Below are 14,862 nucleotides of genomic sequence, written 5' to 3' on the forward strand. Positions count from 1 at the left end.
CGTGACGTCCACTACGATCCCGGCATGACGAAGTTTGAGACATGGGACGGCCTGGAACTCAATTACCGGGTTTGGGAGGGCGCGGGCGTTCCGGTCGTTCTGCAGCACGGGGTGGTCGCGGACACCAACGCGAACTGGATGAGCACCGGCGTGGTCGGCGCCCTGCACTCGGCCGGGCACACCGTGGTGTCCCTGGACGCGCGCGGCCACGGCCGTTCCGGCAAGCCGCACGACGCGCACCGTTACTCGTGGGAAGCCATGGCGCGGGACGTGCGAGCGCTCTACGACGAGCTGGGTTTCGACGAAGTCGTGCAGGTCGGGTACTCGATGGGCGGGGTGATCTCGCTGATGGTGGCCGCCACCGACGCGCGCGTGCGGCGCCTGGCCGTCGGCGGCATCGGGTCGGGCGTGCTGGACTGTGGCGGCGTCGACCGGCGCGTGATCGACCTGCCCGATCTCCAGGCCGCGATGACCGGGGACGGCGCGGCCGCCTCCCCGACCGCGAAGATGTTCCGGGTGCTGGCCGACGCGGTGCGGGCCGACGTGGCGGCCATGCACGCGGTGGCGACCGGTCTCGACGCCCGTCCCATCGAGACCCTGGCGGACATCACCGTGCCCGCCCTGGTGCTGGCCGGCGATAGCGACCCGTTCGCCGCCGAGCCGCAGCGCCTGGCCGCGGCCTTGCCGAACGGCACTCTCGCGGTGGTGCCGGGTGATCATCTGATGGCGGTGGTGGCGCCCGCGTTCCACACCGCGCTGGTCGATTTCCTGCGGTGAGTCCGGCCTAGAAGACCAGACGCAGCACGTAGTCGTGATGCAGCTGGGCGCCGACGGTGAACGTCTTCGTGCCGACCTCGGTGAAACCATGTTTGGCGTAGAAACGCTGGGCCCGGACGTTCTGCTGGTTGACGCCCAGCCAGACACCCGGATACCCCTCCGCGCGCGCCCAGTCCAGCGCGGCCAGCATCAGTGCGGTGGACACGCCGGTGCCGTGCCGGCCGGGCAGCACGTACATCTTGCTGATCTCCAGCGCCGGGTGCAGCCCGACGGATTCGGCCACCGCCGGGTCGGCAGGGTCGCCCGCGACCAGCATCGCGTAACCGACGATCTCGTCTTCCGCGACTGCCTTGAGCACGATCCGGGCGGGATCACTCAGATACTCGCCGAAGCGTTCGCCGGACAACACGTCGCTGACGAAGACATCGATGTCGTCGGGCGTCGCCTCCGGAGGACACGCCAGCGGAAAAGTCGCCGCCGCGACGTCGCTGAGGGCCTCGGCGTCCCACAGTCCGGCCCGGTCGACGATGACTGGGAGGTGGCTCATGCCTCCATCAGAGCATATTCTCTTTGAAGGCACGGATTCTCGCCATCGCGCTCGTACCCAGCCTCGTTTCGATGGTCGTCGGCGTGGCCACCGCGGTCGCGCTCGTTCGCTCGGGAGAGCATGCCGGGGATTTCGCCGAGACCCTGGAGACGAAGCCGGGCCCCGCCGGGAAATTGGTGCTCGCCGTCGACCAGGAGCGGCTCCTTTCGCTCTGGCGGCCGGCAGGCGAGCAACCGAAGCCGGGAAGCCTGACCGCTGCCCGGGTGCGGGGGAAGCAAGGGCCCGCTTGCGCTGCCGATGAGCATCGCGGACTGGCGGTCGGCCGCGGATCAGGTCAACAGCGAGGTGGTAGCGATCTGGGGAGACCAGAACAAGCAGGCCCGGCGACAGGCGGCCGACACCGCGGCGCGCCAGCCCCGCGACTCCTGCTGACCGGCGCCGCGGTCTCCGAGGCTCGGCTTGTTCGTGGTCGCGCGGCTCGGTGCGCGGCACGGCATCTCGGTACGGCTGAGCGAATCCGACTACGGCGGAGTGCGGGCCATCGTCCTGCTTCCGTCCGCACTGATCGTCGCCGAATCCGAGGCGTTCGATCCTCAGGATGACTCGACGCCTCCGGGCGCGGTCGCCGTGACCTCTTCTTTCGTGATCTCGACCGATACCTCGACGATCTCGTCGAGCGCCCGACCGGGTGCGTTGCGCGCGATGGTGCACTCGACCGAAGCGATGCTGCTGGCGGGGGTCACGTCCATGGGCCGCCGGGCATTTCGGCGCCATGTCCGCCCGCCCGGTACGGATTCGGCTGTCTGTCCTGCCATGCCGGTACGGATTCGGCTGTCTGTCCACCCCGCAGCGACAGGGACTCGGGCGGCCGCCGGGCCGCCGCGGGCGTCGTCGACGTTTCCCGAGCCTGCTGAAAATCACGAAGCGGCACCGACTTCCACGTACCGGTGCAAACATGCTTCTCATGCTCAAGAATATTATTTTTCCGGCTGCCGAGCCCGTGCGGCGGGTCGGTCGCGCGCGCGGCGAACGGCGGCGGGTCAGCGTGCCGCTCCGCCTGGCCGTGATCGCCACGACCGTCGTCGCCATCGGAGCGGTCCTCACCCCGGGCCACGGCGCCGCGCGGGCCGACGAACAGACCTCGTCGCCTGATCCTGTCGCCTCCGCGGGTTGCGCCGCGCCCGCGCCCGCGCCGGGGCGATCGACGCTGCGTTTCGCCGCGGGCGAGAAGTCCGGCAGCTACATCCAGGACCTGCCGGGCGCCGCCCAGGGGCGCCCCGTGCCCGTCGTATTCGATCTGCACGGTTACCTCGAGCCCGCCGCGATCGAACACCTCAGCAGCGGGATCAGCGAGCTGGGCGCCGCGGAGGCATTCGTGACGATCACCCCGCAGCTGGAGCAACCGGGCCTGCCGCGCTGGGATTTCGGCGAGGCCAGTGGTGACGTCGCCTACCTGTCCGAACTGATGTCGCATGTCGAGTCGTCGCTGTGCGTCGACGAGCGCCGCATCTACGTCACCGGTCTGTCGATGGGTGCTTTCACCACGTCCTCGCTGGCATGTCAGCTCTCGGACCGGATCGCGGCGATCGCTCCGGTGGCCGGCCTGCAGGACTTCGCGTGGTGCCGTACCGAACGTCCCGTCCCCGTTGTCGCGTTCCACGGCACCGCGGACCCGATCGTCGCCTACACCGGCGGCACCGGCCCGAACGCCAGGTTCCTGCCGAAGCCCGACGGTTCCGGCTCGGTCGTGGCGCCGGACGCCGGGACGGGCCGTCCGGTGATCGAGGGACCGGGACCGGACACCATCCCGGCTCAGGCGGGGGCATGGGCACGCCGGAACGGGTGCGTAGCCGATCCAGCCGAGCGGCAGATCACTGCCGACGTGACGCTGGCGAGTTACCCGTGCCCGCCCGGAGGCGCCGTCGAGCTCTACTCGATCGTCGATGGCGGGCACACGTGGCCGGGCAACCCGTCCGTCGCCTCGCCCGTGCCGCTGGTCGGCACCACCACGACGTCGATCAGCGCCAACCGGATCATGTGGGACTTCTTCCGTGCCCATCCGCTGGAAGGCCCCCTGCGTCGCTGATGGCCGTCTCCGGACCGAGCACTGTGCCTGGACACCGGCCGAACGCCCGACGACGTGGGCCTACGCGCCCGCAGGACCTGTAGGCCTCGCTCTCGGCGGCCGGGCCCGGGTCGTAGAGCCGTCGATGCTCCAGCGGCCCGGCGGCACGTCCGACAGCCCGTCGCGGCTGTCGTCGAGCAGGCGCCACAGCGCGGACGCGTTCAACGCCCCGGGGCGAGGCGTGCGGGCGCGCTCGCCACCCGGTGGGAGCGGAAGACACGGGCGAGTGCGATCAGGAGGACGGCGAAGACCGAGGCCAGGACGAAGCCCATCCGGTGACCGAAGCTCGCCGCGACCGCGCCGATCACGCCGCCGCCGAGCAGGGTTCCCGCGTAATTGAACAGGTTGAGGCGCGCGATCAGCGCATCGAGCCGCCGCCCGGTGGCGAGTTGCCCGGCCGCGCTGAAACACAGCGGCGCGATCACGGGCAGGCCGACACCCGCCACGAGGAATCCGGCGATCGCGATCACCGGACTCGGCGCGGCCACCACGATCGCCAGCCCCAACGCCCCGGTGCTCGCGGCGACACGCACCACCCTCCGCGGACCGAAGCGGCGCACCAGCGAATCACCGGCCAGCCGGGCGAGCAGCGAGGTGCCCTGATACGCGGCCAAGGCGAGCGCGGCGGTCGCGGAAGTGGCGAGCAGGTCGTCGGTGAGGTACAGGGCCGACCAGTTGCCCACCGCCAGATCGACGGCGAACACGAGCGCCATGGCGACCCCGAACGCCAGATATGCGCGCAGCGCGACGGTCGCCCCGGGATCGGCAGTCACATGGGTGGCCTTGGGCGCGCCTCCTTCGGCGGTCGCCCGGGTCGCCGTGGCGGTGGTTTCGGTATTCGCCCTGGTCACGCCGGGTTCGGCGGTTGCCCGGGTTGTCTTGGTCGCGTCGGGTTCAGTGGTTCCCTCGGTCGCGGTGGACTCGGAAGTCGCCCCGGTTTCGGCGTGACTCGTCTCCGCGTCCCGGACGCCGAGCAGGTGCGGTCCGAGCGCCGAGCCGAGGACGAACACGATCGCCGCGGCCGCGAGCAGCGATACGCGCAGCGTCACCCCCAGCGCCTCGCATCCCGAGACGAACAGTGCCCCGGTGATCGATCCGGCGCTCCACGCCGCGTAGAACGACGACAGGATGAACGTCCCGTACCCGCGCTGGATGAACACCGCCTGCATATTGGTGCTCGCGTCGACGATGCCGACCGCGATCCCGTAGCAGCCGAGCGTGGCCACCAGCAGCGCGGCGTTCGGCGCGAACGCCGCGGCCGAGCCGGTGACGGCGACGAGCAACAGCCCGATCCGCACGGCGTCGCGGCTCGACCGGCGCAGCGCCAGTCGCTCCGCCACGACGCTGCCCGCGCCCGCCAGCAGCGACACGAACACCACCGAGACGACGATCACCTCGTCCGACAGGCCGAAACGCTCCTTCTGCTGCGGCAACTCGGTCAGCACCACGGCGAAGAAGAAGCCCTGCAAGCCGAACGCGAAGGAGTTCGCGATGCGGGCGCGCCGCAACAGGGGCGCGATCGGACTCATTGGCGCAGGGTAGCCGGAGCGTGACCACGGCGCGCGCCGAACCACGACGCCGCGATCGGCCACGTCGATCGGCCGGATGATCCGACCGCGCACCCTGGCCGTGATCCGTGTCCGATGTCAGTATCGAAGGGACGCAACAACAGTCGCCAACGTAGGGAGCCGGCCGGATGAGAGAGCTGCCAGCGGATTTCTTTCGCACGCCGTATGCCTTCTACCGGCAGTTGCGCGCGGAGGGGCCGGTGCATCAGATCCGCTTGCGCACCGGCGTTCGCGCCTGGCTGGTGGTGGACTACCAGGCCGCCAAGGACGTGCTGCGTCACCCGGACGTGCGCAAGGACCCGCACACCCCGGCGGGCGCTCACGCGCGGCAAGCGGCCGCGGGCAACAGCGGCGTCGCGTCGGCCAACCAGCGCTTGAGCCACCATCTGCTCAACGCCGACCCGCCGCAGCACTCGCGGCTGCGCAAACTCGTCACTCCGGCGTTCGCGCCCGCCCGCATGGAGGCCCTCGCACCGCGGGTCGTGGCGATCGCGGACGATCTGCTCGACGCGCTCGACCGCACCGCAGGCACCGGGCCGGTGGACCTGCTCGCGGAGTACGCGTTCCCGCTGCCCATCACGGTGATCTGCGAACTGCTCGGCGTGCCGGTCGAGGACCGCGCGCGATTCCGGGAATGGTCGGCGGCCGTCGTGGACACCGCCATGTCCACACCGGAGGCCATGCGCACCGCCACCGACGCCATCGTCGGCTATTTCGACGGACTGGTCGCCCGGCGACGGCAGGAAGGGCCGGGCGAAGATCTGATCTCGCAACTGCTGCTCGCCACCGAGGAAGGCGACCGCCTCAGTCACGACGAACTGATCTCGATGGTGTTCCTGATCCTGATCGCGGGCCATGAGACCACGGTGAACCTGATCGGCAACACCGTGCTCGAACTGCTGGCCGATCCGTCCCGCTACCGGGCTCTGCGCGACGACCCCACGAGCGCCACACCACTGGTGGAGGAGATGCTGCGCTACAACGGACCGGTCAATACGGTGACCCTGCGTTACACCACCGCGCCGGTCCCGCTGAGTGGCAGCGTCATCCCCGCGGGGGAACTGGTGCTGGTCTCGGTCGCGTCGGCCAATCGCGACGAACGGCAGTTCGCGGCGCCCGCCACGTTCGATCCGGACCGTGGCGCGAACGGCCATCTGGCCTTCGGTCATGGCATCCACTACTGCCTCGGCGCCGGGCTGGCCCGGCTCGAGGCCCGCGTGGCGCTCACCAGGCTGGCACGGCGCTATCCGTTGCTGCGGCCCGCCGTCGGCGACGTGGATCTGCGGTGGCGCGAGAGCATCCTGATCCGCGGTCTGCAGGAGCTTCCCGTCGTTGCGGTGCGTGCGCCCGCGGTGCGCTGACGAGCGGATTCGGTCGACCGACTTTGCTGCGCGCCGCTGGCGACGTAATCTCCTGCGCATGACAAGCGGAAGCCGCATCGGGATCGTCGGTGCGGGTATCGCAGGTCTCGCCTGCGCGAAAGTGCTGAAACAGGCGGGTTTTCCGGTCGAGGTGTTCGACCGCACACCCGATGTCGGTGGCGTGTGGAGTGTGACCCGGCGATACCCGGGACTGCAAGCGCAGAACTCCAAGGACACGTATCACTTCTCCGACTTCCCCATGCCCGCGGACTACCCGCGCGTCCTCGACGGACAGCACATGCAGGCCTATCTGGCCGCCTACGCCGAGCACTTCGGGCTGACCGAGCATTTGCGGTTGCGCACCGAGGTGGTCGCCGCCGATCCGGTCGACAGTGGCTGGTTGCTGGAAATTCGCGACGAAAGTGGAGTGCGCCGGGCCTCGTGCGATCACCTGGTGATCGCCAACGGTGTGTTCAGCGAACCGGCGATGCCGGACTACCGCGGCGCCGACTGGTTCCGCGCGGCCGGCGGGCGGCTGTGCCACTCGTCGGAGTTCACCGATCTGGAATCGGTGCGCGGCAAGTCCGTCGTCGTGGTGGGCTATGGCAAGTCCGCCTGCGATATCGCCACCGCGGTGAGCGAGGTCGCGGCGTCCACCTCGGTGGTGGCCCGGCGGCTGTTCTGGAAGATGCCGCGCAAGCTGGCGCGCGTGATCGACTACGAGCGGCTGATGCTGACCCGTTTCGGCGAGGCGCACTTCCACTACCTACGGCCGCGCTGGATGGATCGCTTCCTGGACGGCCCGGGCGAATCGGTGCGGATCAGCAACTTCGATCTGATCCAGGAACTCGCCACCAAGCACTCCCACCTGCGCGAACTCGGTCTGGTGCCCGGTGGCCGGTTCGAGGAGATCGCCGAGAGCACCGTCAGCCTCACCACCGAAGGCTTCTACGAGCAGGTGGCCAACGGGCACATCACGGTGCACCGGGACACCACGATCACCGAACTGGGCGGCGGGCCCAAGGCCGCGCCCGGGGTCCGGCTGTCCAGCGGGCAGGTACTGCAGGCCGACGTCGTGGTGTGCGCGACCGGCTTCCAGCAGCGCGTGCCCTTCCTCACGCCGTACGTCCAGCGCAGGCTGACCGACGAGCACGGCAACTTCCGCCTGCACCGCCAGATCCTGCCGTTGGAGGTCCCGAACCTGACCTTCGCCGGCTACAACTCGTCGGTGATCAGCACGCTGAACGCCGAAGTCGCGGCGCACTGGACCGCCGCGCTGCTCACCGGCAGGATCGACCTGCCACCGGCCGAGCAACTCGCCGAGCAGATCGACGCCCGCCTGCGCTGGATGGAGGAACGCACGCACGGTCGCCACGCGCGCGGCACCGCCGTCACCCCCTTCTCCATCCAGAACATCGATGAGATGCTCGCCGACCTGAAGTTCCGGCTGCCGCTGCGCACCCGTGCGGCGCAGGTCTTCCGGCGGGTGAAGCCGGAGTCCTACCGAGGGCTGGCCACCCGGCGCAAGCCCGGAGCCGGGCCGGTGGCGCCACCGGCCGCCCCGATCGAGGCGGAACTGCTTCCGTACGAGGGCGACAGCGGGCGGGTCAGCCACTAGGGCGCCGCGAGCCCGTCGTCCGGGCGTACGGAGCGATTGTTCGATCCGCAGCGTCGGCTCCGGCTCGAGCGGCTGATTCCGAGCGGCGCTGTGCACACTTGCATCGACTGCCGAATCCGCCCCGCGTCGCCCGGCGGTTCGGGAAGGCAGCCCGGTAGCGGAGCAGAGTACGGCGCCGCGTGCCGTCTCCATGGTTGTCCATGGGAAGGCCACGCGGGCCGTGATCACCCGGTCCAGCGCATATACGGAGGTCGAGGGGCTGCTGGGCACTGGGGGCGGTACGCGGCTCGAAGCGATATCGCGCTCAGTGGCGCTTTTCCTGCGACGCCTCTCCGGCGTTGCCGCTGCGATGGGACTCGCCCTGGGTTGTCACCCCCGCAATGCCGGGAGTAGCTGGTTACGTTGGCGATAATCCAAGGGTGGAAGCGCTGGACATGAATCTCCTCGTGGCCCTGGACGCACTGCTGGACACCAACAGCGTCACGCTGGCCGCGCAGCGCCTACACACCTCCCCGCCCGCGATGAGCCGGACGCTTGCCAAGCTGCGCAGCGTGCTCGGCGACCCCTTGCTGGTGCGCGCGGGGCGCAATTTGGTGCCGACGCCACGGGCACTGGAATTACGTTACGAAGTCAGCACGCTGGTCGAGCAGGGACGCGCGCTGCTGACGCCGCGCAACGAGCTCGACCCGGCGGCGCTGCGCCGGACGTTCGCGGTGCAGGCCGGCGACATGGTACTCACCGAACTGGCCGGGCCCCTGCTGTCCGCGGTGCGGGCGCAGGCGCCGGGCGTGACGCTGCGCTTCCTGCCCGACACCCTGGAGGGCACCGCCGCGCTGCGCGACGGACGCGTGGATCTCGAGGTGGGTGTGATCGACCACACCGACCCGGAGACCACCGTGCGCAGAGTGCTCACCGACCGCGTGATCGGTGTGGCCGCCGCCGATCATCCTCTGGTCACCGATCGCGTCACCGTCGCCGCGTACGCCGCGGCGCCGCATCTGAGCATCTCGCGCAACGGCCGGTCACACGGCCCGATCGACGACCGTCTCGCGCTGCACGGCCGCACCCGGCGGGTGGTGGCCACCGTGCCGACCCTGACCAGCGCGCTGTTCGCGGTGCGCGGCAGCGACCTGATCTGCCCCGCGCCCGCCATGCTGAGCGCCGCCACTCTGCCCGCGATCGGATTGAGCGCGTTCGAGATACCGCTGCCACTGCCCGAAGTCGCCATCGGTATGGCGTGGCATCCGCGCAACACCGCCGACGGAGGGCATCGCTGGCTGCGCGATCTCGTCCAGGAGATCCTGCTGCGTTCGGCTGCGGCGGCTCCGCCGAAACGGCGGCGCGTCAAAGTCGTTCAGGACACCGGCGGCGGGCTCGATAGCCGGTAGTCGGCCGGCCTGCGCTGCGCCTCGGTGCGCTCGGACGGATAACCGTTCGAAGCCGAGTCGCCCGGCGACTCGAAGAGGTCGGAGCGGCCCAGCGGGGCCGCCGCCGTGCGCTTGAGCTCGTCGAGCATGGCCTGCAGCTTGTCCACGTGCGTGTTCTCGACCGGCGTGCGGTCTTCCTCGCTGGCGCGGTGCGCTCCGGTGAGCCCCGTGCCGGGTGCGTCCGGCGCCGCCCCGTTCGCCGAGCCGCTGTGATTCGCGCTGGTGGCGGACGCGACGATACTTTCGTACGCGGCGTTCTCGCTGGGGGAGTACGAGGCGGGGGCGGGTTCGCGTGCCGCGGTGAACGTCTCGTGCTGCCCGGTGCTCGGATCACGTGACGGCGGAGAGGTGAAGGGCGACCGGGGTTCCCGCGGCGTCGGTGGGGTGAAGGTCTGGACGGGCTCACGCGACGGAGGGGAGGTGAAGTTCGACGCGGAGTCGCGGGGCGCGGTGAAGCTCTGTGCCGCGGTGACCTTCGGCTCCAGCGCGGGTTCGCGTGGCGGCGTGAAGCCGGTCTGTGCAGCGGAATTCGATTCGGGCGCCGCGTGCACGGGCTCCCGAGGGGTGCTCTGCGGTCGTGCGCCGTTGCGGGCACCCGCCGGTTCGCGGGAATCGCTCTTGCCCGCCGCGGGCTCGGTGCCGACGCGCTCCTGCCGGTGCGCGTTCGACCGTCCGGCGGCCCGAGGCAACGGGACGGCCGAACGCTCCGCGGTCGGCTGCCGGTCCTCCGGTGCCGGGCCGTCGCCGGACTCCAGGCGCTCCACCCGGGTATCCAGACCCGAAATATCCTGTCCGGCACGGAAAGCCCACGCCTCCAGCTTGGCCAACCGCCCCTCGACCGTCGGTTCGCTCCCCACGGCCTGGATGGCCTGTGCACCATCGATACGGGCCGCGACGGCGTCCAGCTTCTCGCTGACCTCTCGGAGAGCTGACGCGATACCAGACAACATCGCGCCGATCGACTCGCCGGTCTGCTGACCGTGCTCCATCCAGTACCCACTTCCCCGTATCGGCCCAGCTCGCACTCGGCCGGACGATTCTATCCGCCCAGTTGGACATCCGCGGCTCGCGAAGAATCGGCGGCGCCGCACCGATCCTTGACCTGATCGAAGCAGCCTAGGCCCCCGGAAATACCCCCACGCAGGCGGATTACGCGGCGACCCGGTTTGTCCGGAAATCACGCCGACGCATCTGATCGGTCATTATCCGGCCGAACGGCGTCGTCCGCGAGTCCGCGCTCGGATCGCCGACGCGCGCCAAGCCGCTGCCGCTGCTGGCCCGCTGCCGCCGCCGTTGCTGCCGTTGGCGCTGCTGCTGCCGTTGCTGCCGTTGGCGCTGCTGCCGCTGCCGCGGGTGTTCTGCCGCCGCTGGCGCGGGCGGTGGGCGGTGAACCGTGCGGACGCCGCGGCCGGGCGCGTCGCGGGATGGCGGCAACTGTCAATTCACTGATCTCGACGTGCCCTGTGCCGCCCCCGTGGCATGATGAAAGTCCTTGTGCCGCAGAGAACGACGCCGACATCGGTGATCGGCCTCGCGCGTGGCACACCCGAGCGCGGGGTGAGCCGGGCTGGCGAGGTAGCCGAGTCTGACGCACTCTTGATCTATGGCGTAGGTCGCCGGGCCTGCGGTGGTTGTGCAGGGGAGTGGTCGCGTGAGAACGAAGCAGCGGGCGGAAATCGCCTGCGGGCGCCGAGCGATGCTCGCCGAGCTGGGTATCGGGGAGGCTTCCGGCCGTACCCGTGGTTCGAGAACCGGATACGCCTGTGGGTGTCCGGAGTGTTCCGCCGCGCAGTGGGATACGCGGCGGCTGAAGTATTGGCTGTGTGGCAGGCTGCTCGCCTACGGCGCCGACGAAGCCGAAGTGGATCGGCGCATCGGCACGCTGCCGGTGGACGTGTACTGGCGCAAGGGTGACCGGGTGTACGCGATCGAGGTGCGCAGCGGCCCGCTGGAGCGCGGGCTCGCCCAGGAGCACACCGAGCGGCTGCGCGCCGCGGGCTGCACGGACGTCCTGTGGCTGTGCCCACCCGGTTATTGGGTGCCGTACCTGCACGCGCTCGGCATCGCGGACTTCGCGCCCGCCGCCTGTGACTACCGCGCGGTGACCGGCGTGCTGGACACCGCGCACGCCATGGCGGCGCCGCGGCGCGAGCCGGTCGAAGTACGCGAGTTCATCGCGGGCTGGGTACGCGGCGAGTACGTCTGGGGCTATCGGGATGAGAGGACAGGAGGCTGGGCCACCGTGACCGATTGGGAGTACCACACGAAGACGCAGGCCACGGTGATCGCCCGGCAGCGTCAGGAACTGGTCAATCAGCGTACCTCGCTGGCGGTGACCCGGAAGTCGTTGCGGGACAAGCAGAAACACCTGCTGAAGCTCACCACGCGCCTGGAACGCGCGGAGCTGGCCGCGCAGGAGAAGGCCGACGCCCTCGCCGCCGCTCAGCGCACGATCGCCGATCACGATCGGCTGGACAAGGCCTTGCGCAACACGATCGCCAATCTCGAGGTGACCATCGGCCGCTGGCAGCTGATCACCATCTGCGCGATGTTGTTGATCGTCACGTTCCTGGCGGCGGCGATGGTGGTGCGCTGAGCCGGAAGGGCGCTCGATCCCATCGCCATTCGTGGCGCAGCACCAGCGCGAGGAAGTCCAGCAGTTCCAGGCCGGTCCGCGCGCGCACCTCGCGGAGCGCGGCCCAGTGCACCGGGCCGCGCGCGAGGAGGTCGCGCAGCGTCTGCTCGCTCGTGGGGTCGACCGGGCGCGCCAGCAGGTCCGGGACGCCGATGCGGCTGCCGGTCCAGACCAGCCACCCCCAGCCGTTGGCGTGCGCGTGCGCTCGGCCCGCGGCCGCTTTCACCCGGTTGACGTGGAAGCCGACGTGGCCGAGCGGCGCGACGTCGATCAGCACCGTGCGGCCGTCGGCGAGCCGGGCGACGATGCTCGGATAGTGCAGCCGCCGCGCGCCGTCGAGATCGTAGGTGACCGCCGCGGGGTGCTCCTGAAAGGTCTCGACCCGGTCGCTGGCGTTGAGGATCCAGAGCAGTCGGGCCTCCAAACCGGAGTCGAACGGCACGTCTCGACCGACTTTATCCAGGTAGAAGCGGCCGCGGCCGTCGTCGTCGCTGTCCACGGTGCGCGCGGAGGCAGTGGGCACCGCTGCCGCGGCGCCGGTACCGGGCCAATCGACCTGATCCAACCAGGGATTCAGCTGACTTGCCGCACGCGGCTCGGCGTCGTGCAGCTTCGCCAGCCGCCGGTTGGTCTTCTTCTGCCAGGCCGCGATGCGCTGGGTGACGAACCCGGCGATCCGTTTCGCGTCCTCGGCCGGATGCCCGGCCAGCCGCAGCTTCAGGTACGACAGCTCGGTCGCGGCGATGTCGGTGTCGGTCGCGTAGGTCTCCACCAGCAGCGCGCGCACCAGCTGCCGGTCCATGGCGTCGAGCGGATAGCGCGCGGACAGTACCGCCGCGGCGCGATGCCCGGACAGCTGTGCCATGCGGATCATCTGCCCGACCGCCTTGGTGTGCAGCTGTCGCACCCGGTCGCGGGACAGGTCGTAACGCGCGCCGATCCGCGCCAGCGTTTCGGGTTTCTCACCGCTGACCCCGAGCCGAGCCGTCAGCAGGTCACCGTCCTTGGCCTTCTGGTCGGCGCGCAGCGCGATCAACTCGCCGAGCACCTCGTTGACCTCCTCGAGCTCGAACGAGATGTCGTCGCGCAGATCGAGCGATTCGGGATCGTCGTCATCCGGCGCCGCTCCCTGCGCGACCTCCGCACTGATCGTCACGCGACAACCCCCTGACTCGGCTCGGGCACTGTGCGGCACAGCGTATCCCCACCCACCGACACCCGCCCCGCTGTCCTGCGCGGATCTCTGCTGAGCCGTTCCAGCGGCTTCGGCTCGGTAGGGAACTGCGATCGCGCCGATACCTCGCGGGTGCGCAGACCGTGACCCTCGGCGACGACCGCGGGCGGCACATGACGTGGACGGGGGCATCACTCGCGCTGGGCGACGACGCCCGCTTCGCCGGTGCGATGGTGGTGAACGCGCCGCCGCCGATCGCGTCATCGGGTGTCCTCGGTGGCGGGGCAGGTCGAGTTGCTCACGTGGATGACCTGTCCAGCCCTTCAGGTACGGGAGTGAGCCGGCCAGTACTGGCGCGCCGCCCAGTCGCGCAGAGTGGTGGTGCCGGACGTGATCAATGACGGGTCGAGTTCCGGCGGCGTGGGTGTCCCCGGCGGCGGTGGTGTGTAGACCCCGGCGATGCCCGCGGCGGCCTCGGTTCCGAGATGCGGGGCCAGCATCCGCTGATACGCGGCAGGGGTTATCGCATTCCACCGCACCGGGTGTCCGAGGACGGCGGTGAGTTCGGCGGCGACCTGGTTCCCGGTCAGTGCCTGCGGGCCGGCCACGACCTGCAGCGCGGGAGGAGCCGTCGACGTGATCAGGACGGCGACAGCGGCGCCGAGATCGTCGAGCGCGACCCACGGAACGGGAAGGTCCGGCGGAAGCGGGTAGGCGACCTCCCCGGCGCCGACGAGCGGGGCCGACCACGGAGCGGCCAGATTCTCCAGGTACGTGCGCGCGGGCGCGACCACCGCAGCGGTTTCGGCAACCCTGGGCAGTTCGGCCGCCACGAGTACCCGCGCGTCCACGAACGGCACGCCGACCGGTTCGGCGGGCACCACGCTGCCCGGGTTGAAGACGGCTCGCCGCACACCCGCTTCCCGGAGCCCGGCCAGCACCGCCCGCGCCTGCCGGATGGCTGGGTCGGCCGCGAACACCAGCGGCAACTGGACGACCACGGCGTCGGCGCCGGCGTACCCGGCGGCCAGCGAACCGGCATCGAGCAGGTCGGCGCGGACCGGCTCGGCGTCCGGATGCAGCCGGGCGGCGGACGCGTCGCGGACGATACCGCGCACCCGGTGTCCTGCTGACAAGAGCCCGCGGACGATCGCGGCACCTTGGGCGCCCGTCGCGCCATGGACGATCACGGTGGAACTGTTCATGCCCGGCGACGTTAGTTTTCCGGGTGAAGCAATACCCAGAACGTGATATAGGTTCCTTATGGGAACTATCGGCGGCGACCAGCTCGAACGACTGAACGCGGCGGCGCCCCGAGGGTGCGGCATCGAGCGCACGCTGAAGGTCCTGGACGGGAAGTGGACGACGCTGATCGTCCGTGAACTGCTCTCCGGGCCCAAACGTTTCGGCGACCTGCGTACGGCACTCGGCGCTCCCAGCGCCAAGACCCTCACCGACCGCCTCAGAGCCCTGGAGCACCAGCGAATCCTCACCCGCACCGTGTACGCCGAAGTGCCGCCCCGCGTCGTCTACGAACTCACCGAAGACGGGCAAAGCCTCGTCGAGGTCCTGTACGCCATGCTGAAATGGGGCGATGAACATCCCCTCGCCCGGGACTGACCGTCCTCAG

15 protein-coding genes are annotated in these 14,862 nt (G+C 70.3%); 9 read left to right on the top strand and 6 right to left on the bottom strand.

What is annotated here, in order from left to right:
* Positions 1-24 precede the first annotated feature (24 nt).
* Positions 25-777, top strand: coding sequence for an alpha/beta fold hydrolase (locus LTT66_RS24875; RefSeq protein ID WP_233060876.1), 753 nt, complete (start codon positions 25-27; stop codon positions 775-777).
* 7 nt (positions 778-784) lie between these two features.
* Here the strand turns inward: LTT66_RS24875 and LTT66_RS24880 are convergent, their stop codons facing one another.
* Complete coding sequence (locus LTT66_RS24880) at positions 785-1,324, bottom strand: GNAT family N-acetyltransferase (protein WP_233060877.1); 540 nt, start codon at positions 1,322-1,324, stop codon at positions 785-787.
* A 297-nt stretch (positions 1,325-1,621) separates the two neighbouring features.
* On the opposite strand from LTT66_RS24880, the gene LTT66_RS37125 reads away from it, so the two are divergent.
* On the top strand, positions 1,622-1,756 hold the full coding sequence (locus LTT66_RS37125) for a hypothetical protein (protein ID WP_269821969.1): 135 nt from the start codon (positions 1,622-1,624) through the stop codon (positions 1,754-1,756).
* Between the two features lie 161 nt (positions 1,757-1,917).
* Here the strand turns inward: LTT66_RS37125 and LTT66_RS24885 are convergent, their stop codons facing one another.
* On the bottom strand, positions 1,918-2,073 hold the full coding sequence (locus tag LTT66_RS24885; protein ID WP_233060878.1) for a hypothetical protein: 156 nt from the start codon (positions 2,071-2,073) through the stop codon (positions 1,918-1,920).
* 215 nt (positions 2,074-2,288) lie between these two features.
* Here LTT66_RS24885 and LTT66_RS24890 point away from each other — a divergent pair, with 215 nt between their 5' ends.
* Positions 2,289-3,410: an alpha/beta hydrolase family esterase gene (locus tag LTT66_RS24890; RefSeq protein WP_233060879.1), complete on the top strand. Its 1,122-nt coding sequence runs from the start codon at positions 2,289-2,291 to the stop codon at positions 3,408-3,410.
* A 200-nt stretch (positions 3,411-3,610) separates the two neighbouring features.
* Here LTT66_RS24890 and LTT66_RS24895 read toward each other — a convergent pair whose 3' ends face one another.
* Complete coding sequence (locus LTT66_RS24895) at positions 3,611-4,978, bottom strand: MFS transporter (RefSeq protein ID WP_233060880.1); 1,368 nt, start codon at positions 4,976-4,978, stop codon at positions 3,611-3,613.
* Between the two features lie 167 nt (positions 4,979-5,145).
* On the opposite strand from LTT66_RS24895, the gene LTT66_RS24900 reads away from it, so the two are divergent.
* From LTT66_RS24900 to LTT66_RS24910, 3 genes are all read left to right on the top strand, one after another.
* Positions 5,146-6,378, top strand: a complete 1,233-nt coding sequence (locus tag LTT66_RS24900; protein WP_233060881.1) for a cytochrome P450 family protein — start codon at positions 5,146-5,148, stop codon at positions 6,376-6,378.
* A gap of 58 nt (positions 6,379-6,436) precedes the next feature.
* Positions 6,437-7,996: a flavin-containing monooxygenase gene (locus LTT66_RS24905; RefSeq protein WP_233060882.1), complete on the top strand. Its 1,560-nt coding sequence runs from the start codon at positions 6,437-6,439 to the stop codon at positions 7,994-7,996.
* A 428-nt stretch (positions 7,997-8,424) separates the two neighbouring features.
* Positions 8,425-9,384, top strand: coding sequence for a LysR family transcriptional regulator (locus tag LTT66_RS24910; protein ID WP_220135534.1), 960 nt, complete (start codon positions 8,425-8,427; stop codon positions 9,382-9,384).
* Here the strand turns inward: LTT66_RS24910 and LTT66_RS24915 are convergent.
* Complete coding sequence (locus LTT66_RS24915) at positions 9,351-10,412, bottom strand: hypothetical protein (protein ID WP_233060883.1); 1,062 nt, start codon at positions 10,410-10,412, stop codon at positions 9,351-9,353. The genes LTT66_RS24910 and LTT66_RS24915 overlap by 34 nt on opposite strands.
* Before the next feature lie 313 nt (positions 10,413-10,725).
* Here LTT66_RS24915 and LTT66_RS24920 point away from each other — a divergent pair, with 313 nt between their 5' ends.
* Positions 10,726-10,872 carry a hypothetical protein gene (locus LTT66_RS24920; RefSeq protein WP_233060884.1) on the top strand — a complete coding sequence of 49 codons (147 nt, stop codon included), beginning with the start codon at positions 10,726-10,728 and terminating at the stop codon, positions 10,870-10,872.
* 202 nt (positions 10,873-11,074) lie between these two features.
* The gene (locus tag LTT66_RS24925; protein ID WP_233060885.1) at positions 11,075-12,019 is read left to right on the top strand and encodes a hypothetical protein; all 945 of its coding nucleotides are present in this window, start codon (positions 11,075-11,077) and stop codon (positions 12,017-12,019) included.
* Here LTT66_RS24925 and LTT66_RS24930 read toward each other — a convergent pair.
* Positions 11,985-13,214 (bottom strand): sigma factor-like helix-turn-helix DNA-binding protein, encoded by a 1,230-nt coding sequence (locus LTT66_RS24930; protein WP_233060886.1) that lies wholly within the window; start codon positions 13,212-13,214, stop codon positions 11,985-11,987. The two genes, LTT66_RS24925 and LTT66_RS24930, sit on opposite strands and share 35 nt — an antisense overlap.
* Before the next feature lie 341 nt (positions 13,215-13,555).
* The gene (locus LTT66_RS24935; protein WP_233060887.1) at positions 13,556-14,437 is read right to left on the bottom strand and encodes an NmrA family NAD(P)-binding protein; all 882 of its coding nucleotides are present in this window, start codon (positions 14,435-14,437) and stop codon (positions 13,556-13,558) included.
* Between the two features lie 58 nt (positions 14,438-14,495).
* Between LTT66_RS24935 and LTT66_RS24940 the strand changes: the two genes are divergently transcribed.
* Positions 14,496-14,852: a winged helix-turn-helix transcriptional regulator gene (locus tag LTT66_RS24940; protein WP_233060888.1), complete on the top strand. Its 357-nt coding sequence runs from the start codon at positions 14,496-14,498 to the stop codon at positions 14,850-14,852.
* Positions 14,853-14,862 lie beyond the last annotated feature (10 nt).

It is taken from the genome of Nocardia gipuzkoensis (assembly GCF_021183645.1).
GTDB lineage: Bacteria > Actinomycetota > Actinomycetes > Mycobacteriales > Mycobacteriaceae > Nocardia > Nocardia abscessus.